We start from the raw sequence: 26,005 nt of genomic DNA on the forward strand, positions 1-26,005 counted from the left end.
AGTTGAGCGCGGGTGAGTCTCCAACTAAAAACTGAGAACATTATGTGAACCTTATCCACAGGCCCCTACGTTCTGAGCGTAATGCGACGCCGTTATGCCGCTGTCTTGGTCACATCTGCGTGATTTCGCCGACAGGCAAGGCGATTGCGGAGATCAGCCTTGATAAATTCGGAGAACGCCTTTAATTGACAATGACAACATTAAAGCCTTTGAGGGTATGCCATGTTCGGCTTCTTCCAATCCAACGGACCCAGTCTCGCCTATGACCCGCAGCAAGCGGTCAGCGACTCGAGCGCAGGTCGCATCACCATTGTCGATATTCGTGAACCGGCAGAGGTGAAAGCGACCGGAAAAGCAAGGGGTGCGCTGCATGTGCCGCTTGCCGCCCTGCGCATGAAGGCCGACCCGGCCAGCCCCGAGCAACTGCCGGAATTCCGGGCGGGCAAACCCGTCGTCCTATATTGCGCCTCTGGCAGCCGGTCGCAGATGGCGGCGCGGATGCTGCGGCAGATGGGGCTGGAAGAGGTCTATAACCTTGGCGGTCTGGTCCATTGGCAGATGGCGGGTGGCAGCGTCGGGCGCTAAGACCCGCAACTGACCACTTGGCGGAAGACGCATTTTTCGCGTAGCATGAGGGTATTGTTTTACCTTCATGTTTCGGGATGCCCCATGCGCACGCTTCTCACTGCCCTGCTGCTGTCGTTCCTCTCCGTTCTGCCTGTGACCGCGCAGAGCAACAACAATCCGGCCACGATCCTTGTCCTCGATGCCTCCAATTCGATGTGGGGGCAGATCGACGGGGTGAACAAGATCGTCATCGCGCGAGAGGTGATTACCGACCTCCTGACCCAGATCCCGGACAATATGGAACTGGGGCTGACCATGTATGGCCATAACCGGCGCGGGGATTGCACCGACATTGAAACCATGGTGCCGCCGGGGCTGAACAACCGCGAGGAAATTGCGCGGATCGTCAATTCGGTGAACCCGAGGGGGCGCACGCCCCTGTCGGATGCGGTGATCCAGGCGGCGGAAGAGCTGCGCTATACCGAGAACGCAGCGACGGTTATCCTCGTGTCAGACGGGCGCGAGACCTGTGATGCCGATCCTTGCGCCGTGGGACGTGCTCTGGAAGAGGCGGGGATCGACTTTACCGCCCATGTGATCGGCTTCGACGTGGATGAGCCCGAGGGCATTGCCGAGCTGCAATGCCTGGCGGAAAACACCGGCGGGCAGTTTCTGACCGCATCGAATGCGGAGGAACTGGCGCTGGCGCTGACCCAGGTCACGACCGCCCCCGCCCCGCCGCCGATGACAAATGTCACCCTGCGCGCCGTCGTGGTGCCAGGCCAGACCGCGCCCGTGTCGCCGCTGGTCTGGGAGATCTTCGACGAGGCCGGGGCCGTGGTCTATGACCGCCATGAAGCTCCCGGCCTGCAGACCGATCTGGAACCGGGCACCTATCAGGTCTGGCTGACCCGCGTGGCGACCGGCACCCAGCATGGCGGGCCGATCACCGTGACCCTGCCCGGCCCGCAGGAATTTGTCTTTGAACTGCCGGAACTGGTGCCAGAGGCCAGCCTGACCGCCCCGGAAGAGGCCGTCATCGGCACATCGGTCCCCGTAAGCTGGACCGGCCCCGGCGCGGCGGAGGACTTTATTCTGCTGGCCACCTCGGACCGGGCGCAAAGCTTCGTTCAGGTCTTCCCGCGCGATGGCAATCCGCTGATGGTGACGCTGCCCGATCAGCCGGGCGACTACCTGCTGCAATATGTGCATCCGGCGATGAACCGGGTGCTGGTAGAACGCACGATCCGCGCCCTGCCCCTGCCTGCCACGCTGGAGGCCCCGCTGAGCGCGGTCGCCGGATCGACGATCGAGGTGATATGGGATGGACCGGGCGGCGAGACGGACGTGATCACTGCCGTGACGCCCTCGAACGACATCACGCAGACGCGCGCGTCGGTCTCTGACGGCAATCCCCTGCCCTTGCGGGTGCCCTCGCAGGCCGGGGAGTACGAGCTGCGCTATATCGACGGAACGACTGGACGGATCCTGGCCACGCGGATGCTGAGCGTGACGCCCGCCAGCGCCACGCTGGAGGCGCCCGACTCCGTCGAGATCGGCAGCACGCTTGCCGTGGGCTGGACCGGTCCGGGCTATGAACCGGATCAGATCGTGATCGCCGTGCCGGGTGAGGACACGACCCTTGGCCGCGCCTTCGTGCGTGAGGGCAATCCGGTCAGCCTTCAGGCCCCAGCTGAACCCGGTCAGTATGAACTGCGCTACCTGATGCAGGTCGATGAAGAGGTGATCGGCACCCGGATGATCGAGGTCACCGATATCGTCGCGACTTTGGAGGCCCCGGCCACCGCTGTTGCGGGATCGACCGTGCAGGTGCATTGGACCGGGCCGGATTATCAGAACGATTTCATTGGCATCGGGCCGCTGGAGGACGCGGATGGCTATTCCAACTACGCCTACACGCGCGATGGCAGCCCCGCCGCTCTGGTGATGCCGACGGAACCCGGTGAGTACGAGATCCGCTATTTCTTGAACCAGAACCGCCGGGTCATTGCCCGCCATGCCATTACCGTGACCGATGTTGTGGCAACGCTGGAGGCCCCGGCCACTGCCGTTGCGGGCTCGACCGTGCAGGTGCATTGGACCGGGCCGGATTACCGCAACGATTTCATCGGCATCGGTGTGCCGGACGACCCGGACGGCTATTCCAACTACCGCTATACGCGCGACGGCAACCCTGCGGCTCTGGTCATGCCGACGGACCCCGGGGATTACGAAATCCGCTATTTCGTCAACCAGGACAGGACGGTCATTGCCCGCCANCCGCAACGATTTCATCGGCATCGGTGTGCCGGACGACCCGGACGGCTATTCCAACTACCGCTATACGCGCGACGGCAACCCTGCGGCTCTGGTCATGCCGACGGACCCCGGGGATTACGAAATCCGCTATTTCGTCAACCAGGACAGGACGGTCATTGCCCGCCACGCGATCACCGTGACCGATGTTGCGGCAACCCTGGAGGCCCCGGCCATGGCTGAGGCAGGGTCAACCGTTCAGGTCAGCTGGACCGGGCCGGATTACCGCAATGATTTCATCGGAATCGGTGTGCCGGACGACCCGGATGGCTATTCCAACTACCGTTACACGCGCGATGGCAGCCCCGCCGCGCTGGTCATGCCGACGGAACCGGGGGATTACGAGATCCGCTATTTCGTCAATCAGGACAGGACGGTCATTGCCCGCCGCCCCATCACCGTGACCGCGATCGGGGCCACGCTGCAAGCGCCGGACAGCGCCGAGGCGGGCGCGACGGTTCTGGTCACATGGCAAGGCCCGGACTATCGGAATGATTTCATCGGTGTCGGCCGGATGGACGAGCCCGACCGCTATGAAAACTATGCCTATACCCGCGATGGCAGCCCGTCCCGGCTGGTGATGCCCACGGAACCCGGTGACTACGAGATCCGCTATTTCGTCAATCAGGATCGCACCGTGATCGCCCGTCACCCGATTTCCGTGACCGCGGTAACAGCGCGGATCGAGGCGCCCGACAGCGCCACCGCAGGTGACACGATCAACGTGACCTGGGAAGGCCCGGACTACCGCAACGACTTCATCGGGATCGGCACGCTGGACGACCCGGACGGGTATGAAAACTACGCCTATACCCGAGACGGCAGCCCGGCCCGGCTGGAAATGCCGGTCGCCCCCGGTCGCTACGAGATCCGCTATTACGTCAATCAGGATCGCACGGTCATCGCCCGGCGCGAGATCGAGGTCACGGCTCTGTCTGTGACCGTCACCGCGCCCGAAACCGCCAGAGTGGGGGAAACCATCCTGGTCCCTTGGGACGGTCCCGATTACCGCAATGACTTCATCGCCGCGGCCGTGCCGTCGGATGATGGCTATGAAACCTATGCCTATACCCGTGATGGCAGCCCGTCGCGTTTGCAGATGCCAAGCGAACCGGGCAGCTACGAGATCCGCTATTACGTGAACCAGAATCGCAGCATTCAGGCGCGGGTGCCGATCACGGTGACCGATCTGGAGGTGGTGCTGGAAACCGCCAGCAGCGGCCTTGCAGGCGGGTCCATCATGGTCAGCCATAACGGGCCGGATTACCGCAATGACTTCATCGCCATCGCGCGCGTCGGCGAGAGCGGGCACGAGGAATACAGCTACACGAGAAATGGCAACCCGGTGCGGCTGGACCTTCCCGATGAGCCGGGAGACTACGAAATCCGCTACGTGATGAATCAGGATCGTCGGACGCTGGCCGCGGTTCCCTTCACGGTGACGGCGGAATAAGGCCGCATATCAGTAGAAAAAAGCCCCCAGGAGCGTTCCGCTTCCGGGGGCTTTTCAGTTGCGATGACGCGCGGATCACATATGGATGACGCGCCCATAGGCGTCGAGGCTGGCCTCGTGCATCATCTCGCTGAGCGTGGGATGCGGGAAGACGGTCTCGAACAGATCTTCCTCGGTGGTTTCCAGCTTCTGGCCGATGACATAGCCTTGGATCAGTTCCGTCACTTCGGCCCCGATCATGTGCGCGCCCAGAAGCTCGCCAGTCTTTTCATCGAAGATGGTCTTGATCAGACCCTCCGGTTCGCCAAGCGCGATGGCCTTGCCGTTGCCAATGAAGGGGAAGCGGCCGACCTTGACCTTATACCCCGCCTCTTTCGCCTTGGCCTCGGTCAGGCCGACGCTGGCCACCTGCGGGTGGCAATAGGTGCAGCCGGCGATGGAATTGGGCTTGATCGGGTGGGGATGCTTGCCGGCGATCAGTTCCGCCACCATCACGCCCTCATGGCTGGCCTTGTGGGCAAGCCAGGGGGCCCCGGCGATGTCGCCGATGGCATAAAGCGCGTCGACGCCGGTGCGGCAGTATTCATCGGTCACCACATGGGTGCGGTCGATCTTGACGCCGAGCGCCTCCAGCCCCAGCCCCTCCACATTGCCGACGATGCCCACGGCGGAGATCACGGTGTCGAAGTCGTGCTTTTCGACCTTGCCGCCGATCTCGATATGGGCGGTGACCTTGTCTGCGGCGCGGTCCAATTTCTTGACCATCGCCTTTTGCAGGATCTTCATCCCCTGCTTTTCAAAGGCTTTCTTGGCGAATTTCGAGATTTCCTCGTCTTCCACCGGCAGCACCCGGTCCATGACCTCGACCACGGTCGTGTCGGCGCCGAGCGTGTTGTAGAAGCTGGCGAATTCGATGCCGATGGCGCCCGATCCGATGACCAGCAGCTTTTTCGGCATATGCGGCGGTTGCAGCGCGGCCTTGTAGGTCCAGACGCGCTTGCCGTCAGCCTCCAGCCCCGGCAATTCGCGGGCGCGCGCGCCGGTGGCGAGGACGATGTTCTTGGCGGTGAGCTCTTCGGTGCCCTTGTCGGTTTCGACCTTCACCTTGCCCTTGCCGGGGATGGTGGCCGAGCCCATGATCACGGTCACCTTGTTCTTCTTCATCAGGTGGCCGATGCCGGACGACAGTTGCTTGGCCACCCCGCGGGAGCGTTTGACGACGGCGTCGAGGTCATAGCCGATATTGTCTGCCTTGAGGCCGAATTCCTTGGCCCGTTCCATCAGGTGGAAGACCTCGGAAGAGCGCAGAAGCGCCTTGGTGGGGATACAGCCCCAGTTCAGGCAGATGCCGCCCATATGCTCGCGTTCGACGATGCAGACCTTCTGGCCAAGCTGCGCGGCGCGGATCGCCGCCACATAGCCGCCGGGGCCTGCCCCGATTACAACTGTATCAAAAGACTGAGCCGCCACTGTATCCACTCCTCCGGTCGAAATTTGTTTAACGTTAAACCATTGATGCGCGCGAAACAAGCCCCGCAGAGCAGAGCCGCCTTGCGCGCAACGCAGATCTACCGCGCCGGGCGAGTTGTATGTTTAATGATTAAACTATTTACAAAGCGCGGCGGCACGGGCCTCTTCCACCACCTTGCCATATCCGCCGTTTTCAAGGAAATCCTTTTCCGCGTCCGAGCTTGTCCGCCCGAGCGCTTCGTTGCGATAGGGAAACCGGCCAAAGCGGCGAATGATCTCGCGATGTGCGATGGCATGGGGCAGCTTGTCTTCCCGCTGATCCGGCATTTTCTGACAGGACAGGCGCACGGAGTGGTCCTGATCGGTCAGAGCCTCGGAATGCATGAAGGGCAGGTAGAAAAACTGCCTTGTGTTCTGGTCGAACCGTTCGTCCCACCGTTGCTTGAGCGCGTAGCACGCCGCCGCCTTGGCCTTGCTGTCGGTGGAAAAGGCCTTGGCCTGCCCCCGGAACATGTTGCGCGGGAACTGGTCCAGCACGATGATCAGCGCCAGCGCCTTGCGCGGGTGGCTGGTCCAGTGACTGAGCTTGCCGGCCTCTGCCTCTTCCCAGAGCGGCAGGAACCTGTCGCGGATTTCGGCGTCGAACGCGTCGTCGCTCATGTACCATTTGTCCGGTCCGGCCTCTTCCAGCCAGAATGTCAGGACATCCTCAAATCGGTCTGTCATGGCAGTGCACTCCTTCCTTCTGCCTCAAAACCCCGGGCCTATGTGCCCGTGGGCCTCTCCTCCCTTGTGTCGCCGTCCTCGGCCATTTCTTCCGAGGCTTCGGCATAAAGTTCCTGCGCGGTTTCCACGGCGACCATGGATGCGGTCGGCATGATCGGCGTGTAGGGCACCGCGTCGTAGTCTTCGGCCTCGGCCGCATAGGCCGACTGGCGCCGTGTCATCCGCCAGCCGCTATAGACGGCCATGATGGCGAGGGTGATCGCAAGGAACAACCAGAAACCCCTGGGCCCGGTCATCCCCATCAGCCAGCCGACGGCGGGCGGACCGGCGATGGCGCCAAGCCCGTTGATGAAGATCAGCCCGCCGGATGCGGCGGCCATGTCCTGAATCTCCAGATAATCGTTGGTGTAGGCGATCAGCAGCGCATACATGGGCTGCGCCAGCCCGCCGGTCAGCAGCGCCGATAGCAGCACCGCCTCGAATGTGCTTTCAAACAGGAACCCGATCAGCGCGGAAAAGGCCCCGGCCAGCGCCACGAAGAAGATCAGAACCCGGCGGTCCATCTTGTCCGACAGCCAGCCGATCGGATACTGGAAGACGATGCCGCCGATGAAGAAGGCCGACACCATCATCGAGATCTCGCGCACGCTCATGCCCGCCTGAGTCGCATAAACGGCGGACATGCCGAACTGCGCCGAGAAGACGAAGCCCATCAGGATCATGCCGACAAAGCCGAGCGGCGAATTGCGGTAGAGCTGCCCAAGGCTCATCGGGCGCGTGGTCTCGAAGGCGGGCGTGGGGGCCACCGCCAGCAGGATCGGCGCGAAGGACAGCGAGACCAGCACCGAGGGAATGATGAACAGAACGAAGCCCGAGGGATCGCCGAAGTTCAGCAACCCCTGCCCCAGCACCAGCCCGACCATCTGCACCATCATATAGGCCGACAGCGCCTGCCCGCGCGTTTCATTGGTGGCGGAGTTGTTGAGCCAGCTTTCGGCGGTGACATAGACGCCCGACAGCGAAAAGCCGATGATCACCCGCAGAACCATCCACGCGTAAGCATCTGTCAGGACCGGATAGAGGATCAGCGCCGCCGAAATGAAAGACCCGAGTGCCGCGAAGACCCGCACATGGCCCACACGGCGGATCATGTAGGGGGCCAGCCGCGATCCGCCAAGGAAGCCGAGGAAATAGGCAGAGGCGATCAGCGACAGCTGGTAGGTGGTAAAGCCTTCGATCCCCCCGCGCACACCCATCAGAGAGCCCTGCAGAGAGTTGCCAACCTGCAAGAGCATCAACCCGAGAAGAATGGCCCACGCACTTGCGATGACCTGTTTCATGGCGCTGCTCCACCGCTCGTCGTTCTGTCGTGTATGACAGTGCTGGATGCGCCAACACCGCCAGAAAGCGACGTTATCCGGTCAGGCTATCAACCTTTTGCGGCATTTTCCGGGAAAAGTAGCGACGCATCCCCATAAGAGAAGAATCGGTACTTTTCAGCAACGGCATGGGCGTAGACATCTTTTACAAGATCAAACCCCATCAGCGCCGAGACCAGCATCAGCAATGTGGACTTTGGCAGATGGAAATTGGTCATCAGCCCGTCGGTGATTTTCCAGCGGTAGCCGGGGTAGATGAAGATGTCGGTATCGCCCTGCCAGGGCTGCATGGTGCCATCCTCGGTAGCGGCGGTCTCAATGAGGCGCAGCGCGGTGGTGCCCACGGGGATGATGCGCCCGCCAGCGGCGCGGGTTGCGTTGATCTCGGTGGCGGCCCGGTCTGTCACTTCGCCCCATTCGGCGTGCATCCTGTGGGTGGTGACATCCTCGACCGTCACCGGCAGGAAGGTGCCCGCGCCCACATGCAAGGTGACGAAGGTGAACTGAATGCCCCTGGCCTTCAGCGCCTCGATCAGCGCCTCGTCGAAATGAAGTGAGGCTGTGGGGGCCGCGACGGCACCCTGATTGCGGGCCCAGATCGTCTGATAGTCTTGCTTGTCCTGCGCATCGGCAGGGCGTTTGGCGGCGATATAGGGCGGCAAGGGCATCGCGCCTGCCTCGTTCAACGCCGCGTCGAAATCGGTGCCCGACAGGTTGAAACGCAGGCGCAGGCCGCCCTCCAGCGCCACCACCTCGGCCGACAGATCATCGCTGAAATTCACCATCTCGCCGAGCGCCAGCTTGCGCAGGGGCTTGGCCAGTGCCGACCAGCTGCCATCGGCCTGCGGTTCCAGAAGCGTGACCTCGATCTTGGCAGATACGAGCCCTTGCTGGCTGTCGCGCCAGCGCTGCCCGAACAGTCGCGCCGGGATCACCTTGGTGTCGTTCAGGATCAGCCGATCCCCGTCGCGCAGCAGGTCTGGCAGATCCGAGACGCGAAGATCTTGCATAAGATTGCCTGCGACATGCAGCAGCCGCGCCGAGGATCGGGGCTTGGCGGGGCGGGTCGCGATCAGCCCCTCGGGCAGGTCGAAATCGAAATCGTCGAGGGTCATTCAGCGGGCTCCGGTGGCGGGCGGCGAAAGATTTCCCGGAAGATGCCGGGGGTGAGCACCGAAAGCGGGTTGACCGACACGCTGCTGTCCTCGGGCGTGCCCGTCAGGCGGTAGGTGAAGCCGAACAACCCCTCGCGGCGCGGGCTGAATAACCCGCCCACGAGTCCGTTGACCATATATAAAGGCGACACGACACCCTCGAAATCATAGTAGCGCGCACGCAAATCATAGGTGCCGTCCAGAGACAGCCCCATCGACGGGCCGAGCGCCGTACCCTCCTGGATCGCAAGCGCGTCCGGCGACAGGGTGAAGGCCGCGCGCACCTCGCCCAGGCCGATGCCTTCGCCGGTCACCATCTGTTCCAGAAGTCCCACGACGGAAATGGCAGAGAGCAGTTCGGCAAAGGCGGGCGCGTGGCGCAAGCGGGGGTTGTCGATGGTCAGTAGGCCGGAATAGTTGCCCTCTCCCGCGCGCGGCCGCAGGATCAGGTCCATCGCGCCGCCATAGGCGTTCTGATAAATGCCCGCCGCGCGCAGCACCGCGCCACCATCGTCAGAGCGCAGGCGCAGGGCGGTGCCGTTTGCCTCGCTCAGCACAGTGCCGCTGACCGGCACCGCGCCCCCCATCAACCCGCGAAAATCGCCGCTCACCGGGGTGCCTGACAATTCCGTGCGCAGATTGGTCAGGAAGATGCTGTCGGTGATCTCCAGCCGGTCGAGCAGGATATTGAGCGGCAGGGCCTGTCCGGTTCCCGCACCACCCGAGGGCAGGCCGCGCAGGTCCACCGTGCCGCCCGTGACATTGATCTGCGGCGTGCGCCCCGCGCCCCGGGAGACCAGCGCGCCGCTGATGTCGAGCCAGTCGGACAGCGACAGGCGGGTGATTTCCAGCCGCTCGAACTGCTGTTCATCGCTGATCTGCACGGACCCCGCCAGCGTCAACCCGTTGCCCGCAATCTCCAGTCTCGGAACATCCGGCGCGTCGCCCAGGATCAGATCGGCCTCCAACCGGCCGGTGCTGCCTGTGGGCAGGGACCAACCGAGCGACGGGACGCTCAGCGCCAACCCGGCCAGATCGGAGCTGACGGACAGGCGCGGCGGTTCACCCCGGTCAAGCGCGAGGTCGAACCGCGCCTCGCCCTGCCCGCGCAGCATGCCGTCCGGCAGGATCACCCCGAACTCCGTCAGGGCCTCCGGCGTCAGGGTCGCGGTGCCGCGCACGGTGCTGGCCGGGGTGCTGTCTGGCCCAAGCGCCCGACGCCAGGTGGCATTGGCGTGCAGCCCGTCCAACCGGGCAGGCCCACCAATGGCGAGGGTGTCATTGTCGGCGGTGATGTTCAGCGCGGCGGCCCGCAATTCCCGTCCGGGCACGAACTGGTCGGAGCGGACATTGCGCAGGGTGCCACCGATCTGGAACGTCACATCCTGCGGCATGATCCGCGGCCGCATCTCCATGGCCAGTGACACGTCCAGATCGGCCCGACCGCTGGCGACCATACCGGGATCATAGGGAAACTGATCGAGCAGGTTGAAGGGATCGGCCCCGATCAGTGTCAGGACCGACGAAATCGGCCCGCCGATCTGCAGATCGAAACTGGCCGGAGAATAGGCAACGCGGGTGTCGTCGATGCGCATCAGACTGCCCGCGAGATCCAGCCGCCCGCCATTGGGTGCGGTGACATGGCCCTCATGCAGCGCCAAGGACAGGACGTTGCGCGAAATATCCATATAGCCGCGTCCCTGCTGGATCGGGGCCATGTCGCGTATGGCGCGGACCTCGGCCCCTTCGAAATCGAAGGTCAGACCGAATTGCGGGTCGGTTTCCGGTGCGATGCGCAGCGCGGCGTGGATATTTCCCAGACTGCCGGAAATGACATTCTCGGTCAGCCACTCGCGAGTATTGGGGATTTGCGCCACCGGCCAGAGCGGCACCACCCGCTGCGCGTCGAGCTGGGGGATCTCGGCATCCAGTCGAACCGCCAGCCCCGCCTCCTGCGCCGCGACGCGGCCACGCGCGGTCAGGTGCAGCCCCTCGTCAAAGAGCACCGCCTGCCCAAAATCCATGGCAACGAAGGGAAACAGCTGCAACCGCATGTCGAGCGCGCCACCCGCAAAGCTGACGGGTGCCTCGAACAGGCCCGGCGGATCGGCGGTGATCTGGCTGAGCTGCAGCTGAGACACATAGACCGGTCCATCCAGCAGCGTGGCATGACCGGTGATCCGGGCCGATAGTGCCGGGGCGTCGACTGTGAATTCCTCGATCCACATGCGGGCGTCGCCGGCATTATAGTCGAAGGACAGGTTCAGGCTGTTCAGGGGCAAGGGATCGACAGCCCCGCCGGGGGACACATGGCCCGCACCGACCGCCAGCGTTCCCGACAGGGTGCCGACCGAGGCGTCATCGAACAGAACCGTGGACAGCCGCCCGGACATCGGGGCCTCGACCAGGGTCAGCCAAGTCAGCGCGTCCGAGACGCGGGCGATATCGGCGCTTTGCAGATTGCTGAACGCGCCGGTGAATTCGGTCTCTCCCAGTTCGGCGCGACGGGTGAAGGTCAGCTCGATCGCACCGCCATCGCTGCCGTCCAGTTGCCCGGCCACCGACAGGACCAGCGCCTCGCCTTCGGGCACAAGGGCAAGGGTGGCGCCGGTGATCCGCGTGGTGTCGCCGCTGCGCATGTCGTCGATCACCAGCGTGATGTCTTCCCCGACCACCCTGATCAGCCGGGAAAACACCGTCTGCTGAAACATCCGGTCAATGCCCGCAAGGGTCTGGGACAGGTCGCGGGCCTCGCTTGTTTCCGCCCCGGTGAAGGCAAGATCGAAGCTGCCATCCTCGTCGCGCCGGATGCGCAGTCCCGCCCCCCCGACCGAAACCTGGCGTGGACGCAGCTCGCCGCGCAGGGCGGCAGCGCGGTCCAGTTCCACCTGTAGCACCGGGAAGACAACGCGCGGGCGATCCCCGTCGCTGAGCTGCATTTCGGTGAAGCGGATTCGCGGCTGCAAGGTGCCGCGTGACAGCGACAGGCCAATCTCGCCCACGGTGATCTGCCCGCCGGGCATAGAGGCATCCAGCGCCGCTTCGATCCTAGCGCGCGACCATTCGGGCAACGGCACTGCGCGTCCATTCGGCGGAAAGGCCAGAAACAGGATACCGGCCGCCAGAAGCAGGACCAGCAGCGCCAGTCCACGCAGGATCCAGCGCAGCGGGCCTCGTCGCCTGAGGCGGCGCGGCTCTGGGTCTGGGCCGGTGTCTGACATGAGTTCTGCGCGCTCGATCTGCCGGAGGATTTCGGTCGGTTTCAGGGTTTATCTTCGCCGGATTTATCCTAGCTTGCAAACCGCCGATAGCAGATTCCCGCCGATAGCAAGGAGCATCCCATGATCGAAGCAGGCCAGACCGCCCCGGATTTCACCCTTCCCCGCGATGGCGGGGCCGATGTCACCCTGTCTTCGCTGAAGGGCGGCCCGGTCGTGCTGTATTTCTATCCGCGTGACGACACGCCCGGCTGCACCACGGAAGCCAATGACTTCACCGCCATGCTGCCCGACTTCACCGCCGCCGGGGCCACGGTGATCGGCGTGTCCAAGGACACTGTCGCCAAGCACGAGAAATTCATCGCCAAGCATGATCTGGGCGTGATCCTGGTCTCGGATGCCGAGGGGGACCTGTGCGAGACCTATGGCACCTGGGTCGAAAAGAACATGTATGGCAAGAAGAGCATGGGCATCCAGCGCTCGACAGTGCTGATTGATGCTGAGGGCGTCGTGGTCCGCGTCTGGCCCAAGGTGAAGGTCACGGGCCATGCGGCCGAGGTGCTGGAGGCGGTGAAGGCGCTGTGACCTCCCTGTCGCTGACCGAAATGGCGACGGCGGTTCTGGAAACCGCCGATGCGCGGGACAAGACCGATCTCAGCCGTCGTTACGCGGCCCGTTGGTTTGCCGCCCGCAGGGGCGAGGCGCCCGAGATCGAGATTGGCAGCGCCACGCCGCCCCTGCGCCCTTCCCGACCCGAAAGGCCCGCCCTGCTCGACCCGCGCGACGTGCCCCGCCGCCGCCCCGGCAGCCCCGAGGGGCGCAAGGCGCTGCTGCATGCGGTCGCCCATATCGAGCTGAATGCCGTCGACCTGCATTGGGACATCATCGCGCGGTTCGGGGGACGGGTGAAAATGCCGATTGGCTTCTTTGACGACTGGGTGAAATCGGCAGATGAGGAGTCGAAGCATTTCCAACTGGTCAGTGCCTGCCTGGAAACCATGGGCAGCCATTATGGCGACCTTGCCGCCCATGCGGGCATGTGGCGCGCGGCGGAAGACACGGCAGAGGATATCATGGGCCGGCTTGCCGTTGTGCCCATGGTGCTGGAAGCGCGCGGACTGGACGTGACGCCGGGCATGATCGAGGTCTTCCGCAAGGCAGGAGATGACGCGGCCCGGCAGGCCGTCGAGGCGTTGGAAGTCATCTATGCGGAAGAGGTCCACCATGTGGCCTACGGGTCCAAGTGGTTCCACTTCCTCTGCGGCCGTGCCGATATCGACCCGAAGGACGAATTTCACCGGCTTGTGAAAACCTATTTCCACGGGGCATTGAAACCCCCGTTCAACGAGGAAAAACGCGCCGAGGCCGGTTTGCCACCCGATTTCTACTGGCCCCTGTCGGAAACGGGGTCGGTAAACTGACCCGGTGGAATGCGCGAAATCTCGCCAACATTTCGGCGAAAAAGCCCGTTTATCCACAGGTAGGCAGAAAAAGGTTTGAGCAAAGCCCGGCTTTCCCCTAATCCCTGTCTTACCGGTGTGGCGATTGTGGGGACAGGACGGCACATCCGGCAATGACAAGGGTAATGGGGCACAGCGACGTGAAGACACGCCTGACCGACCGTTTCAACGGCGCGCTCGAACGGTATTTGCCGGAACAGCGGCTTTTCCTGAAATCAGACCAGGGCATGCGCTATGTGCGTCTGCGGCCTGCCACTCAGGCGATCATGCTGACGGGGAGCTCGCTTTTCGTTGGCTGGACGGTGATCGTCACGGCCATCTTCCTGATCGATTCCATCAGCGCGGGCGGAGTCCGCGAACAGGCAGAGCGTGCGCAGGTTGCCTATGAACAGCGCCTCAATGCCATGTCCCTCGAACGCGATGCGCGCGCGTCGGAAGCGCAGGCCAGCCAGGAACGGTTCTCGGTCGCCATGGGCGAGGTCTCGGCGATGCAGTCACGGCTGCTGGCATCCGAGGAACGCCGCCGCGAGCTGGAAACCGCGGTCGAGGTGATCCAGACCACGCTGCGCCGGGTCATGACGGAACGCGACGAAGCCCGCGCACAGACCGCCGCCCTGCTGGCCGAGATCGAGGCCGAAAACGGCTCGGTCCAGACCGCCGCCGGTCGGCAGCGGGAACTGGAACGGACGCTGGAATACCTGACCATGGCGCTTGCCCGCGCCGCCGATCAGCGCGACGACGCGGTCGAGATCGCGGAAGATGCCGAAGCGGAAATCGACGAGCTTGAATTCACCCAGGCCCTCGCCGATGAACGTAACGAGCGGATTTTCGCGCAGCTTGAAGACGCTGTGGAAATGTCGATGGCGCCGCTTGACCGGATGTTCTCGGCCGCGGGTCTGTCGACCGAGGATCTGGTGAACCAGATGCGCGCCAGCTATGACGGCCAGGGTGGGCCGCTGATGCCGATCACCATGTCGACGCGCGGCGAAGACCCGGATTCCGCCTCGCTGCGCGCCAACGAGGTTCTGGCACAGCTCGACAACCTCAACCTTCACCGTATGGTCGCGGAAAGATTGCCTTTTTCCCGGCCCGTCTTTGCGAGCTACCGGCTGAGCTCTCCCTTTGGCTACCGGCGGGATCCCTTCAATGGCGGCAGCCGTCTGCATTCCGGCGTCGACATGGCCGGCCCCACCGGCACCCCGATTCACGCCACCGGCGACGGCGTTGTCAGCTTCGCCGGACGGCAGAGCGGCTATGGCAATATCATCGTCATCCAGCATGCCTTCGGGTTCGAGACCCGCTATGCCCATTTGTCGCGCATCCGCGTCACCGAGGGCCAAAGGGTCTCGCGCGGGGATCGCATAGGTGATATGGGAAGCACCGGACGGTCGACGGGGCCCCATCTCCACTATGAGGTTCGCACCGGTGATACGCCCCGAAACCCCATGAACTACATCACGGCAGGTAGAGATGTTTTCTAAGTCAAAAATCAATGAACCCGGTCCCAAACAGGCTGGCGCCGCTGATAGCAAACCCGAAACCGGGGCGGATGCCCCCAAGGCAGGATCCTCGGACAAAAGCTCAATGCCCCTTACCTCGAACAAGCCCAAACCGCCCGCATCCTTGCTCAGCTCTGACCTGACGATCACCGGCAATCTGCGCACCACTGGTGACATCCAGGTGGAAGGCACCGTGCATGGCGATATCCGCGCGCATCTGCTGACGGTTGGCGAAGGCGCCACCATCGAGGGCGAGATCGTTGCCGACGACATTGTCGTGACGGGCCGCGTCGTGGGCCGTGTCCGTGGCCTGAAAGTGCGCCTGACCGCGACCGCGAAGGTCGAGGGCGACATCATCCACAAGACCATCGCCATCGAAAGCGGCGCGCATTTCGAAGGCTCTGTTCAGCGTCAGGAAGACCCGCTGTCCAATGGCGGCGCCAAGCGCCCTGCCCCGGCCTCGGCGGCGCCCAAGCCCGCCGCCAGCAACGGCACGGCAGAAGCCTGATCCTTTCCGGCTAACGACAGTTCATGGCGGCCCCGATCTTTCGGGGCCGTTTTCGTATAAGCGTCTCAGCCGTGATCCAAGGCCCGGCGGTAGATGTGCCAGCTGGCATGGCCCAGAACCGGCAGCGCGATGAACAGGCCCAATAGGGCCGGGATCATCGCCGCGAAGGTCAGCACCGAAATGGTCAGACCCCAGGCGATCATGACCTTGGGATTGCGTTTGACGACCGCGATCGAGGTCAGCATGGCGGTGACGAAATCCAGTTCCTTGTCCAGCAGCAGCGGCAGCGAAATCGCGGTCAGGCAGAACAGCACAAAGGCGAACGCCGCCCCGAATGCGGTGCCGACCAGCAGCATCACCAGACCCTCGGGTTGCAGAAGATAGGCGTAGCTGGAGCTGACATTCATCAGAACCGACGGCCCCATGAACAGCGCGAACAGCATATGCGCGAAGAAGGACCAGAACAGGAAATAGACGATGATCACCCAGGACATCAGCGGCAATTGCCGCAGGCGCTGACGCCAGACGACGCCGAAGATGTCATTGCGGCGGAAATCGGTCTCGCGCTGTTCCAGCCGGCGCGACACCTCGTAGAGCCCCACGGCCAGAAACGGCGCGATCAGCGGAAAGCCCACGGTGATGGGCAGCGACAGCCAGATCTGTTCCGTCACGAAGAAAAGAATATAGAGCAGCCAGCCGCCGATCACGTAGATATGGGCAAAGAAGAGCCCCATCATCGGCTTGCGGCGAAAATCCTGCCACCCGGCTTTCAAGGCATAGGCGATATCGCCCATTTCCATATCCCGGACCTCCGGCACTTTCGAGGCGGCGGGCAAGGCCTGGCTAATGTCACTCATCACGAAATCCTCCCTCGCCAAAATGCTACGGGAGGATGCTTGACCATGCCAAGGGAAATCTGATCTCTCCGGCTCTACTCCGTTGCCGGGAAGGGCGCGCCGCTGCGAACCAGTGCCAGGGCCGGGCCGACCGCGTCCATGCCCCCGTAACTTTCAAGCCAGCCCAGAACCTCGCAGGCCGCCATCGGGTAGAGGGTGGCAAACTCCTCCCCTGCCCGGCGCCGCCAGTCGCGGGCAAGCTCCGGCAGGCTACCATCGGACGATATCAGGCATCCAAGCGTGCCGTCTTCGGCCTCTGTCAGATAGCGCATGTCGCGTGACAGGATGACCGCCAGACCTTCGTCAAACCAGGCTGGCAGGGCATTCTGCATCTGCGCCCAGGGGCCGATTCTGCGGTGAATCGCGATATGGGCCAGTTCATGGCTGAGGATTTCGACATTTCGTCCCGGCGGACTGACGAGGATGAACACCGCCCCAAAGGCACGCGCCCAGGCCCCCCGCCCGTCAAGGCGGGCATCGCATTGGGCGCTGTGACAGATCAGGATGTCAGGTTCGGCCTGCAAGGGCCCAAGGACGGTCTCGACCCGGGCCTGTGCCGCGCCGATCATGTCCAGCATGCGCGATGTTTCGGCTTCGGACGCGTCTCGTTCCAGATAGACAGAGGGGGCGATCCGCTCAAACCCATAGCAGGCCGGGCAAAGCCATGCCGCTGCGGGCGGCAGGAACAGCGTCATCCCCAAAAGGATCAGCCCGAAAGATACAGATGAAATCAGAAGGAGACGGCGGAAAAACCGGGACATGACTCAGCCAATGATCAAAGCACCAGACACGAGAATAGGGTACCTGGGCCACCCATCACAAGGAGGGTGCGTCAACCCCTGGCCTTGATCGCTCAGTCCTCGGCCTGCGCCTGTGCGCGGGTCTTGCCAGATACGTCCATGGCCAGCACGCTCGCCATCAGCCCGTCGAGATCGCCGTCCAGAACGCCTTGCGTGTCTGAGGTTTCAAACCCCGTACGCAGGTCCTTCACCATCTGGTAGGGTTGCAGAACATAGGAGCGGATCTGGTTGCCCCAGCCCGCATCGCCCTTGTTCTCATGCGCCTCGTTGATGGCGGCGTTGCGGCGGTCCAGCTCCTGCTGGTAGAGCCGCGATTTCAGCGCCTTCATGGCGATGTCGCGGTTCTGGTGCTGCGATTTCTCGGAACTGGTCACGACGATGCCCGTGGGAATGTGGGTGATCCGCACCGCCGAGTCCGTGGTGTTGACGTGCTGACCGCCCGCGCCGGAGGACCGGTAGGTGTCGATGCGAATGTCAGAGGGGTTCACCTCGATCTCGATATTGTCGTCAACGACCGGGTAAACCCAGACCGAGCTGAAGGAGGTGTGCCGCCGCGCGGCGCTGTCATAGGGCGAAATCCGCACCAGACGATGCACGCCCGATTCCGATTTCAGCCAGCCATAGGCGTTGTGGCCGGAGATCTTGTAGGTCGCGGATTTGATGCCCGCCTCTTCGCCCGCACTCTCGGATTGCAACTCGACGTCATAGCCCTTCTTCTCGGCCCAACGGACATACATCCGCGCCAGAATGGACGCCCAGTCACAGCTTTCAGTGCCGCCCGCGCCGGAGTTGATTTCGAGGAAGGTGTCGTTGCTGTCCGCCTCGCCATCCAGCAGCGCCTCCAGCTCCTTCGCGGCGGCGGTCTTGACCAGATCGGCAAGCGCGGCCTCGGCCTCGGCGATCACCTCCTGATCGTCCTCCATTTCGCCAAGCTCGATCAGTTCGACATTGTCGTTCAGCCCGGTCTCGATGGCCTTGTAGGTCCCCATCTTGTCGACCAGCAACTGGCGGTCGCGCATCAGCTTCTGCGCCTTTTCCGGGTCGTTCCACAGGTCCGGGTCCTCGACGCGCGCGTTGAATTCCTCCAACCGGTGGGGGGCCGTTTCAAGGTCCATCCGCTGGCCCAGAAGGGTCAGGGATTTGCGGATTTTCTCGATATGGCTTTGGGTTTCGGCCCGCATGGTCTGCTCGCTCGGCTCAGGAATAGGTTGTCACAGGGATGTAGACCAGCCCCCGCGCCGCTGCAAGCGGGCAAGGGCCGGGTTGGTCAGTAGAGCCCGCCGGAGGTCAGTTCACCGAAGCCCGTGCCAAGCGGCACCCGCGCGGTTCCGCCGGTCGAGGTTTCCACGGTGCTGTCCGTCGGGGGCAGCGGATCGCCATCCACGATTTCGCCGCCGCCGGTGCCCGGTTCCTGTCCGCGAATGAACATGGGCAGGTTCGATCCCATGCCGAAACCGCCATCGACAATGGACAGCATGCCGAAGAAAGGTTCTTCCCCGTCGCGGAAATATTCCATCACCACATCGGGGCCGGAGGCGCCGGATTCCAGCCGCTGGCCGGAATAGCGGTCGATCGGATAGAAATGCCCCCCCGGCGGCACTTCGAATTCTCCGCCACCATATTCGGCAATCGCCTCGCGCATGAACTGCGCAAAGACCGGCCCACACATTCCACCGCCCGAGGCACCACGACCAAGGCTGCGAGGCGTGTCGAAACCGATATAGCAGCCCGCAACAATAGTGTTGGAGAAACCGACGAACCACACGTCGCGCGCATCGTTGGTGGTGCCGGTCTTGCCAGCCAGCGGCACACCGAGCCCGGCATTGCCAACGCTGCCCGCCGCCGTGCCGCGCTGGACCACACCGCGCATCATCGAGGTGATCTGATAAGCGGTGATCGCGTCGATCACCCGTTCGCGGTTCGAGACGATCCGGGGCGCACGACCGTCCTGCAATTCGCTCAGCAGGCAGTCCTGACAGATGCGCTGATCATGGCGGTAGACGGTTGCGCCGAAGCGGTCCTGAACCCGGTCAACCAGCGTGGGTTCCACCCGCTCACCGCCATTGGCGAACATCGCATAGGCTGCGACAACACGATAAAGCGTGGTTTCCTGCGAGCCGAGCGAGTTGGCCAGATAGGGTTGCAATTCATCATAGACGCCAAAGCGTTCCGCGTAGCGGGCGACTGTTTCCATCCCCACATCCTGCGCCAGACGCACGGTCATCAAGTTGCGCGAGCGTTCGATCCCGGTGCGCAGCGGTGCAGGCCCGTAGAATTCGTTGGAGGCATTGGTGGGTCGCCAGATCCCCTCGCCCGTGTCGACCTCGATCGGGGCGTCAATGACGATGGTGTTGGGGCTGTAGCCGGTGTCCAAAGCCGAGGCGTAGACAAAGGGTTTGAAGACCGAGCCCGGCTGGCGCGTGGCCTGCGTGGCGCGGTTGAAGCTGGAATACTGGTAGGAAAATCCGCCCTGCATTGCCAGCACCCGACCCGTATTCACATCCATCGCCATGAACCCGCCCTGCACCTCGGGAATCTGGCGCAGGGTCCAGCGGATGAAACTGCCGTCACTGTCACTGGTCATGGCGCGCACATGGATCACGTCGCCCACATCCAGCAGATCGCCCGCATTGCGCGCGGTATCGCCCCGGTTGCCATCGGCATCCACGGGTCGCGCCCAGGTCACATCCTCTGGCGGGATCCAGTGGCCGTCCTCGTCATCCTCGATGCCTTCGATACCGATGCGAGCATGGGTGTTGCCCACTTCCAGCACCACGGCGGCATGCCAGCCGTCGACATCGCGGGGGAAGGTGACCTCTGCCAGCAATTCGCGCCAGCCCTCGTCGCCCGCCTCGGCCAGCGCCTCGGGGTCGATCGTGGCCAGCGGCTCGCGCCACAGGCCCCGGTCGCGATCATAGCGTTCCAGCGCCCGGCGCAAGGCCTGCGCGGCGGCATCTTGCAGGCTTTCGTCCATCGTGGCGCGCACGGTATAGCCGCCCGACAGGAAGCCCTCGGTTCCGAAATCGCGGCTCAACTGGCGGCGGATTTCATCGGAGAAATAATCGCGCGAGGGGAGTTGCGCCCGGAACGGCTCGATATGCCCACCCTGCACGGTTTCCAGCGGTGCGGCCTGCGCGGCTTCCATCTCTTCCATCGAGAGATAGCCGTTTTCATACATCTCCCGCAGCACGTAGTTGCGGCGGCTGATGGCGCGTTCATAGTTGCGCACCGGATGCAGCGCTGTGCCGCCCGATTGCGGCAGCGCCGCCAGATAGGCGGCCTGTTCGGGGCGCAGATCGACAAGGTCGGAGTTGAAATAGGTCTGGGCCGCAGCCGCCACGCCGAAGGAGCGCTGACCAAGCTCAATCTCGTTGAGATAAAGCTCCATGATCCGTTCCTTGGACAGCGTCTGTTCGATCCGCGCGGCCAGGATGATCTCTCGGATCTTGCGCTCGATCCGGCGGGACCCGTCGAGAAGGAAGTTCTTCACCACCTGCTGCGTGATCGTCGACGCGCCGCGCACATCCTGCCCGCGAGACCGGATCGCCTCGACCACGGCGGCGCCAATGGCGCGCGGGTCATAGCCGGAATGTTCAAAGAAATTGCGGTCCTCGGCGCTGACGAAGGCATGCACGACGACCGGCGGAATCTCATCATAGGAGGCATAGATCCGGCGTTCGGCGGCAAATTCATCCATGATCTCGCCATCGCGGTTGTAGATCCGGCTGATCGTGGCGGGCGCGTATTGCTGCAAAGTCTGGTAATCGGGCAGGTCGCGGGTGAAGGAAAAGATCACCCCGCCGGCAATCAACGCGCCCATCACGAGCCCGTTGGTCAGGAAGCTGAATATGCCCCCGAAAAAGGAAAAAATGAATCGGATCATGCCCGCGACTCCTGTGGCGCAATTGCCTTATAGGCCGCGCTGCAAGGGGGGTCAAAAGCAACGCCGCGAAAGCGGCGGGAATTCGCGCCCAAAAGGGTTTTCGCGGGATCAGGGATCGCGCAGGATGGGCTATGGACTTCAACGATATCCTTCCCGCCTATGACCGGGTGGCCGATCACTGGGTCGCCACGCGCAACCGGACGCTGTTCGAGCGTGGGGCGCTGTCGGCCGCCCTGGATGGCCAGACCGGTGCAGCGGTTCTGGATCTCGGCTGCGGTGCGGGGCTGCCGATTGCCCGCTGGTTCACGGATCAGGGCTGTGCCGTGACGGGTGTGGATGGGTCAAAGCGCATGCTGGACCATTTCCGGGGCAATCTTCCCGACGCAAGAGCGGTTCTCGCCGATATGCGCGGACTGTCACTGGGCCAGCGATTTGACGTGATAGTCGCGTGGGACAGTTTCTTTCACCTGTCGCGCAAGGCTCAATGCGCCATGTTTCCAGTCTTCAAGGCCCACGCCGCCCCCGGCGCGCGGCTGGTGCTGACCACAGGGCCAAGGGACAGCGAAGCCATGGGTCAGGTCGGGGAGGAGCCGGTGATCCATGCCAGCCTGTCGCCGGATGCCTATCGCGCACTCTTCGCCGCGCATGGGTTCGAGGTGCTGTGGTTCCGCCCGGACGATGCGGAATTCCACGGCCATTCCGTCTGGCTGGCTCAGCGGTCGGGGGGAATCGCATAGGTCATCGAGGCGCGCGCCACCGGGGCCTCCATGCCGTCGGACCGGATCAGGCAATCGCCCACGGCCAGTGTCTTGCCCAGTTTCAGCAAGCGGCAATCGCACAGAAGGTCGGTCGCAGCGGCGGGTTTGCGCATGAAATCCATCGAGATATTCGTGGTGACCGCCAGTCCCTTGGGACCGACCATCGCCAGCACAGCCAGATAGATCGAGACATCGGCCAGCGCGAACATCGACGGGCCGGACACGGTGCCGCCGGGCCGCAGGTGCCGCTCATCGACCTTGAGCCGCACGAGGATGCCCATCTCTCTCACCTCTTCAATGGTGAAGTCGTCTGCGACTTGCGCGAATTCCGTCTGCAGGAACGTTGACAGCGCGGATTTGTCCATGGCCAGTGCCATTGCCCCTCCTCCCTCTTTCGGCCTAGCATTCAGCGTCTTGGATGCAATTGGCAAGGGAGGGCCAGATGTCGGACGCTACGTCACAGGATATTCTTATCCGCGAGGACCTTGGCCCCATCACTCGGCTGACGCTGAACATGCCCGGCGCGCTGAATGCGCTGTCGGATGCGATGCTGGCGCGGCTGAAAGAGGAATTCACCGATCTGATGGGATCGGACACGCAGCGCGTTGTGGTCTTGCGCGGGGTCGGCAAGGCGTTTTGCGCAGGCCATGACCTGAAGGAGATGCGCGCCAAGCGGCAGGCCCCCGACAAGGGCGCGGCGGCGTTTGGCGATCTGTTCAACCGCTGTGGAGAGATCATGCAGATGATCCCGCGTCTTCCTCAGCCCGTGATTGCGCAGGTTCACGGCATTGCCACGGCGGCGGGCTGTCAGTTGGTGGCGTCCTGCGACATGGCGATTGCCGCAGATGACACCCGCTTCGGGGTGAACGGAGTCAATATCGGGTTGTTCTGCTCCACGCCGATGGTGGCCCTATCCCGCAATATCCCGCGCAAACAGGCGATGGAGATGCTGACCACCGGCCGGTTCATCAGCGCCGACCGGGCCGAGGCGCTCGGGCTGATCAACCGCTCCGTTCATGCCGACCGGCTGGAGGATGAGGTGATGGAAATGGCGCAGACCGTGGCCGACAAGCTCGGCAGCGCGGTCAGGATCGGCAAGCGGGCGTTTTACGACCAGATCCAGATGAACCTCGCCCAGGCCTATGACTATACCGGCGCGGTGATGGTGGAAAACATGCTCGATGACGACACCGCCGAGGGCATCGACGCGTTCATTGAAAAGCGGGCGCCTGACTGGACCCAGCCGGGGTAGATCAGCCGATCCTGCGCAACAGAACGGCCAGCATGCCCAGGCTGGCCGCAAGTACCAGCAGCGACAGGAAAAGCAGCCCCGCCACACCGAACCCGTCCAGCATGACCGCGCCCAGAACCGGGGCCAGCGCGCCCGCCAACAGGGCCGGGATCTGGATCGTGCCCGCAATCGCTCCGTAGCCCGCCGGTCCCATGGCTTCCGCGATCAGCACCGGACGCAGGATGGTCATGACCCCGATTGCGCCGCCCTGAATGGCGGTAAAGGCGAAGATCAGCCAGGGCTGCACCCCCGCCAGAAACAGTGCCAGCGTGCCCGCGACCATGGCCAGAAAGGTGATGCGAGTGGCTGCCGCCGTGCCGATCCGCGCCTCATATCGCATCAGGACCAGTCGTCCGGCCACCTGAGCGGGTCCAACGGTCGAGGCCGCGAACACCGCCAGCGGCTGGTTCGCGCCCTGTGCCACAAAGATCGGCACCGCGTAGTTGATCAGCATCCAGTGATTGAGCGAGACAAGCGACAGGACGACGGCCAGTACCCAGAAACTGACCGATCTCAACGCCCGGCCCAAGGCGCCCTTGTCGGTCTCCCTCGTATCCGGCGCGCCCTCCACCCGGCGCAGCATCCGGCCCGCGATGGCGAAGAGTGGCACCAGGCCGAATGCCATTACCGCCGCCGCAACCCAGACCGCCCCACGCCAGCCGATCGAGGCGCTGAGCGTCGCGCCCGCCGGAAAGGCAAGCGTCGAGGCGAAGCCCGCGACCAGCGTGACGCGAACGATTGCAGCCCTCGCATGCGGTCCAAGGCGGCGAATGAGAAAGGCGAAGCAGGTTTCATAGAGCGTGACGGATTGGGCCAGCCCGATCAGGGCCCATGCGGCGAGATACGCTGTCGGGGTCTGGCTCAGTGCCAGCGCCACAAGCGCCCCGGCCCCGATCAGCGCGCCCGCCACCATCGCCTCGGGCCCTTTCCCCAGATCCACCAGCCGTCCCGCAAAGGGGGCCAGCACTGCGGCAATCACGATGGACAGGAAAGGCCCCGTGGCCAGCACGGCCCGGTCCCAGCCAAGATCGGCCTCCCAACTCAGGATGAGGGCTGCGAAAATGTAGTAGAGGCAGGCGTAGCTCAGCGTCTGGCCGATGGCCAGCATCCAGACCGCCGGGCCGCGTGCGGCCTGATCTGGCCGCAGGTCCATGTCAGACCCCGTAGATCGCGCCGAACTTGGCGTCGAGATAGTCGAGAAGCGGCGCTTCGCTGACCGGCGCTCGGGCGGCCCGTTCCACCACCTCGCGCGGCTCGTAAAGCCCGCCATGGGTTTGCATGTTCTGCGCCATCCAGCCGGTTGCGCCGCTCAGGTCGCCCTCGGCCATCTGCGCATCCACATCCGGGAGATCGTTGCGCAGGGTCTTGAACAGGCAGCCCGCATAGACATTGCCAAGCGTGTAGGTCGGGAAATAGCCGAAGAGCCCCACCGACCAATGCACGTCCTGCAGCATGCCGTTCGAGGGCTTGTCGACCGCCACACCGAAATCGGCGGCAAAGCGGTCATTCCAGGCGGCTTCAAGATCGGCCACTTGCAGGTCACCGGTGATCAACGCCCGCTCCAGATCGAAGCGCAGCAGGATATGCAGGTTGTAGTGCACCTCGTCGGCCTCGGTGCGGATATAGCCCGACTGAACGCGGTTCACAGCGGCGTGGAAGGCATCGGCATCAGGAACATTCAGGGGGCCGAACGCCTCGGTCATCTTGCCGTAAAGCCAGCCTGTGAAGGCACGGCTGCGGCCCATCTGGTTCTCGTAAGAGCGGCTCTGGCTTTCATGCACGCCCATGGACACACCACCGCCAAGCGCACTGAACAAATAGGCGTCGTCGATATTCAGCTCATAGCAGGCATGGCCGACCTCGTGGATGGTGGAATAGAGACAGCCGAAGGGCTCCGCCTCATCCACCCGCGTGGTGATCCGCACATCCCGGCCAGAGCCGGAGCTGAACGGATGCACCGCCTTGTCGATGCGGCCATGGGTCAAGTCATAGCCGAAGGCCTGCGCCAGTTCGGCGGACAACGCCAGTTGCGCGGCTTCCGGGAAATGCCCCTTCAGCGGTTTGGGGTCATAGCCCGAGGACAGGATACGCCCGCGCAGATCGACCAGCCGGGGGCGCATACGGGAAAAGAGCGCCTCCAGCTCGGCGCCGGTGATCCCCGGTTCATAATCCTGCAAGAGCGCGTCATAGGGGTCGGCATCACCGGCGATGGCGGCGGCTTCCTCACGCCGCAGACGCAGGATTTCGGCCAGCGTCGGCAGGAAGGCCGCCACGTCTTCAGTCGCCCGCGCCTCGGCCCAGATGCCCTGCGCGCGCGACGTGGCCCGAGCCAGCGCCTTGGCCAGATCGGCGGGCACCTTGGTGGCGCGGTCGTATTCCCGGCGGATCAGACGCAGGTTGGCGCGCGCCACGTCATCGGAGGCCTCCGCCCCGGCCAGCCAGTCGCCCACACGCGGATCGGTGCGGCGGGCATGCAGGACGCTTTCCATCGCCGCCATTTCCTCGGACCGCTGATCAGCGGCCCCGCGCGGCATCATGGTTTCCTGATCCCAGCCAAGCCGGCCCATGACCTCGGCCAGGGCCTGCGTGTCTTTCTGGTAGGCGATCAGATCGTCATAGGCGGACAT

20 protein-coding genes and 1 pseudogene are annotated in these 26,005 nt (G+C 63.7%); 9 read left to right on the forward strand and 12 right to left on the reverse strand.

The features are described 5' to 3' along the window. The first annotated feature begins 222 nt into the window (after positions 1-222). The 3 genes and pseudogenes from EP237_RS04425 to EP237_RS23900 all read left to right on the forward strand — a co-directional run bounded on the left by EP237_RS04425 (position 223) and on the right by EP237_RS23900 (position 4,336). Entirely contained in the window at positions 223-585 is a 363-nt protein-coding gene (locus EP237_RS04425; protein ID WP_127558531.1) for a rhodanese-like domain-containing protein, read from the forward strand. An 84-nt stretch (positions 586-669) separates the two neighbouring features. Next, positions 670-1,074, forward strand: a pseudogene (locus EP237_RS23895) (vWA domain-containing protein); the annotation flags it as partial. 1,867 nt (positions 1,075-2,941) lie between these two features. Further along, on the forward strand, positions 2,942-4,336 hold the full coding sequence (locus EP237_RS23900; protein ID WP_476703632.1) for a hypothetical protein: 1,395 nt from the start codon (positions 2,942-2,944) through the stop codon (positions 4,334-4,336). 75 nt (positions 4,337-4,411) lie between these two features. On the opposite strand, the gene lpdA is transcribed toward EP237_RS23900, so the two are convergent. The 5 genes from lpdA to EP237_RS04455 all read right to left on the reverse strand — a co-directional run bounded on the left by lpdA (position 4,412) and on the right by EP237_RS04455 (position 12,286). Further along, positions 4,412-5,806 (reverse strand): dihydrolipoyl dehydrogenase, encoded by a 1,395-nt coding sequence (gene lpdA / locus EP237_RS04435; protein ID WP_127558535.1) that lies wholly within the window; start codon positions 5,804-5,806, stop codon positions 4,412-4,414. Between the two features lie 135 nt (positions 5,807-5,941). After that, positions 5,942-6,532 (reverse strand): DUF924 family protein, encoded by a 591-nt coding sequence (locus tag EP237_RS04440; RefSeq protein ID WP_127558537.1) that lies wholly within the window; start codon positions 6,530-6,532, stop codon positions 5,942-5,944. A gap of 38 nt (positions 6,533-6,570) precedes the next feature. Continuing rightward, a complete protein-coding gene (locus EP237_RS04445) occupies positions 6,571-7,872 on the reverse strand; it encodes an MFS transporter (protein ID WP_127558539.1) in 1,302 nt (433 codons plus the stop codon). Positions 7,873-7,961: 89 nt separating this feature from the next. Further along, positions 7,962-9,026: a tRNA preQ1(34) S-adenosylmethionine ribosyltransferase-isomerase QueA gene (queA, locus tag EP237_RS04450; protein WP_127558541.1), complete on the reverse strand. Its 1,065-nt coding sequence runs from the start codon at positions 9,024-9,026 to the stop codon at positions 7,962-7,964. Next, positions 9,023-12,286 carry an AsmA-like C-terminal region-containing protein gene (locus EP237_RS04455; protein WP_127558543.1) on the reverse strand — a complete coding sequence of 1,088 codons (3,264 nt, stop codon included), beginning with the start codon at positions 12,284-12,286 and terminating at the stop codon, positions 9,023-9,025. The genes queA and EP237_RS04455 overlap by 4 nt, the downstream gene beginning before the upstream one ends. Before the next feature lie 120 nt (positions 12,287-12,406). Between EP237_RS04455 and EP237_RS04460 the strand changes: the two genes are divergently transcribed. The 4 genes from EP237_RS04460 to EP237_RS04475 all read left to right on the forward strand — a co-directional run bounded on the left by EP237_RS04460 (position 12,407) and on the right by EP237_RS04475 (position 15,750). Then, on the forward strand, positions 12,407-12,868 hold the full coding sequence (locus tag EP237_RS04460) for a peroxiredoxin (RefSeq protein ID WP_127558545.1): 462 nt from the start codon (positions 12,407-12,409) through the stop codon (positions 12,866-12,868). A gap of 20 nt (positions 12,869-12,888) precedes the next feature. Next, entirely contained in the window at positions 12,889-13,704 is an 816-nt protein-coding gene (locus EP237_RS04465; RefSeq protein ID WP_127558893.1) for a ferritin-like domain-containing protein, read from the forward strand. 179 nt (positions 13,705-13,883) lie between these two features. Further along, positions 13,884-15,224: a M23 family metallopeptidase gene (locus EP237_RS04470; RefSeq protein ID WP_127558895.1), complete on the forward strand. Its 1,341-nt coding sequence runs from the start codon at positions 13,884-13,886 to the stop codon at positions 15,222-15,224. Next, complete coding sequence (locus tag EP237_RS04475; protein ID WP_127558547.1) at positions 15,214-15,750, forward strand: bactofilin family protein; 537 nt, start codon at positions 15,214-15,216, stop codon at positions 15,748-15,750. Before EP237_RS04470 ends, EP237_RS04475 begins: the two co-directional genes overlap by 11 nt. Before the next feature lie 65 nt (positions 15,751-15,815). Here EP237_RS04475 and EP237_RS04480 read toward each other — a convergent pair whose 3' ends face one another. The 4 genes from EP237_RS04480 to EP237_RS04495 all read right to left on the reverse strand — a co-directional run bounded on the left by EP237_RS04480 (position 15,816) and on the right by EP237_RS04495 (position 21,329). Further along, positions 15,816-16,607, reverse strand: coding sequence for a DUF2189 domain-containing protein (locus EP237_RS04480; RefSeq protein WP_127558548.1), 792 nt, complete (start codon positions 16,605-16,607; stop codon positions 15,816-15,818). A gap of 74 nt (positions 16,608-16,681) precedes the next feature. Then, positions 16,682-17,341, reverse strand: a complete 660-nt coding sequence (locus EP237_RS04485; RefSeq protein ID WP_127558550.1) for a hypothetical protein — start codon at positions 17,339-17,341, stop codon at positions 16,682-16,684. Between the two features lie 158 nt (positions 17,342-17,499). After that, the gene (gene prfB / locus EP237_RS04490) at positions 17,500-18,627 is read right to left on the reverse strand and encodes a peptide chain release factor 2 (RefSeq protein ID WP_127558552.1); all 1,128 of its coding nucleotides are present in this window, start codon (positions 18,625-18,627) and stop codon (positions 17,500-17,502) included. 86 nt (positions 18,628-18,713) lie between these two features. Continuing rightward, positions 18,714-21,329: a penicillin-binding protein 1A gene (locus EP237_RS04495; protein WP_127558554.1), complete on the reverse strand. Its 2,616-nt coding sequence runs from the start codon at positions 21,327-21,329 to the stop codon at positions 18,714-18,716. A 131-nt stretch (positions 21,330-21,460) separates the two neighbouring features. Between EP237_RS04495 and EP237_RS04500 the strand changes: the two genes are divergently transcribed. Then, the gene (locus EP237_RS04500) at positions 21,461-22,066 is read left to right on the forward strand and encodes a class I SAM-dependent methyltransferase (protein WP_127558556.1); all 606 of its coding nucleotides are present in this window, start codon (positions 21,461-21,463) and stop codon (positions 22,064-22,066) included. Here EP237_RS04500 and EP237_RS04505 read toward each other — a convergent pair. Further along, entirely contained in the window at positions 22,042-22,464 is a 423-nt protein-coding gene (locus EP237_RS04505) for a PaaI family thioesterase (RefSeq protein ID WP_127558558.1), read from the reverse strand. The two genes, EP237_RS04500 and EP237_RS04505, sit on opposite strands and share 25 nt — an antisense overlap. A 65-nt stretch (positions 22,465-22,529) precedes the next feature. On the opposite strand from EP237_RS04505, the gene EP237_RS04510 reads away from it, so the two are divergent. Continuing rightward, entirely contained in the window at positions 22,530-23,339 is an 810-nt protein-coding gene (locus EP237_RS04510; RefSeq protein ID WP_127558560.1) for an enoyl-CoA hydratase, read from the forward strand. A gap of 1 nt (position 23,340) precedes the next feature. Here the strand turns inward: EP237_RS04510 and EP237_RS04515 are convergent, their stop codons facing one another. Together EP237_RS04515 and EP237_RS04520 are read right to left on the reverse strand one after the other, a co-directional pair. Beyond that, a complete protein-coding gene (locus EP237_RS04515) occupies positions 23,341-24,531 on the reverse strand; it encodes an MFS transporter (protein ID WP_164744617.1) in 1,191 nt (396 codons plus the stop codon). Between the two features lies 1 nt (position 24,532). Beyond that, entirely contained in the window at positions 24,533-26,005 is a 1,473-nt protein-coding gene (locus tag EP237_RS04520; protein WP_127558564.1) for a carboxypeptidase M32, read from the reverse strand.

The sequence above is a fragment of the Nioella ostreopsis genome (genome assembly GCF_004000255.1).
In the GTDB taxonomy this organism is placed as follows: domain Bacteria; phylum Pseudomonadota; class Alphaproteobacteria; order Rhodobacterales; family Rhodobacteraceae; genus Nioella; species Nioella ostreopsis.

What these genes read in the sequence shown, in the direction of transcription:
- EP237_RS23900 (WP_476703632.1), top strand. Translation starts at nt 2,942, where the DNA reads ATGCCGACGGACCCCGGGGATTACGAAATCCGCTATTTCGTCAACCAG.
- EP237_RS04465 (WP_127558893.1), top strand. Translation starts at nt 12,889, where the DNA reads ATGGCGACGGCGGTTCTGGAAACCGCCGATGCGCGGGACAAGACCGAT.
- EP237_RS04425 (WP_127558531.1), top strand. Translation starts at nt 223, where the DNA reads ATGTTCGGCTTCTTCCAATCCAACGGACCCAGTCTCGCCTATGACCCG.
- EP237_RS04475 (WP_127558547.1), top strand. Translation starts at nt 15,214, where the DNA reads ATGTTTTCTAAGTCAAAAATCAATGAACCCGGTCCCAAACAGGCTGGC.
- EP237_RS04515 (WP_164744617.1), bottom strand. Translation starts at nt 24,531, where the DNA reads ATGGACCTGCGGCCAGATCAGGCCGCACGCGGCCCGGCGGTCTGGATG.
- EP237_RS04445 (WP_127558539.1), bottom strand. Translation starts at nt 7,872, where the DNA reads ATGAAACAGGTCATCGCAAGTGCGTGGGCCATTCTTCTCGGGTTGATG.
- EP237_RS04485 (WP_127558550.1), bottom strand. Translation starts at nt 17,341, where the DNA reads ATGACGCTGTTCCTGCCGCCCGCAGCGGCATGGCTTTGCCCGGCCTGC.
- EP237_RS04480 (WP_127558548.1), bottom strand. Translation starts at nt 16,607, where the DNA reads ATGAGTGACATTAGCCAGGCCTTGCCCGCCGCCTCGAAAGTGCCGGAG.
- EP237_RS04460 (WP_127558545.1), top strand. Translation starts at nt 12,407, where the DNA reads ATGATCGAAGCAGGCCAGACCGCCCCGGATTTCACCCTTCCCCGCGAT.
- prfB (WP_127558552.1), bottom strand. Translation starts at nt 18,627, where the DNA reads ATGCGGGCCGAAACCCAAAGCCATATCGAGAAAATCCGCAAATCCCTG.
- EP237_RS04495 (WP_127558554.1), bottom strand. Translation starts at nt 21,329, where the DNA reads ATGATCCGATTCATTTTTTCCTTTTTCGGGGGCATATTCAGCTTCCTG.
- queA (WP_127558541.1), bottom strand. Translation starts at nt 9,026, where the DNA reads ATGACCCTCGACGATTTCGATTTCGACCTGCCCGAGGGGCTGATCGCG.
- EP237_RS04500 (WP_127558556.1), top strand. Translation starts at nt 21,461, where the DNA reads ATGGACTTCAACGATATCCTTCCCGCCTATGACCGGGTGGCCGATCAC.
- EP237_RS04455 (WP_127558543.1), bottom strand. Translation starts at nt 12,286, where the DNA reads ATGTCAGACACCGGCCCAGACCCAGAGCCGCGCCGCCTCAGGCGACGA.
- EP237_RS04520 (WP_127558564.1), bottom strand. Translation starts at nt 26,005, where the DNA reads ATGTCCGCCTATGACGATCTGATCGCCTACCAGAAAGACACGCAGGCC.
- EP237_RS04510 (WP_127558560.1), top strand. Translation starts at nt 22,530, where the DNA reads ATGTCGGACGCTACGTCACAGGATATTCTTATCCGCGAGGACCTTGGC.
- EP237_RS04505 (WP_127558558.1), bottom strand. Translation starts at nt 22,464, where the DNA reads ATGGCACTGGCCATGGACAAATCCGCGCTGTCAACGTTCCTGCAGACG.
- EP237_RS04440 (WP_127558537.1), bottom strand. Translation starts at nt 6,532, where the DNA reads ATGACAGACCGATTTGAGGATGTCCTGACATTCTGGCTGGAAGAGGCC.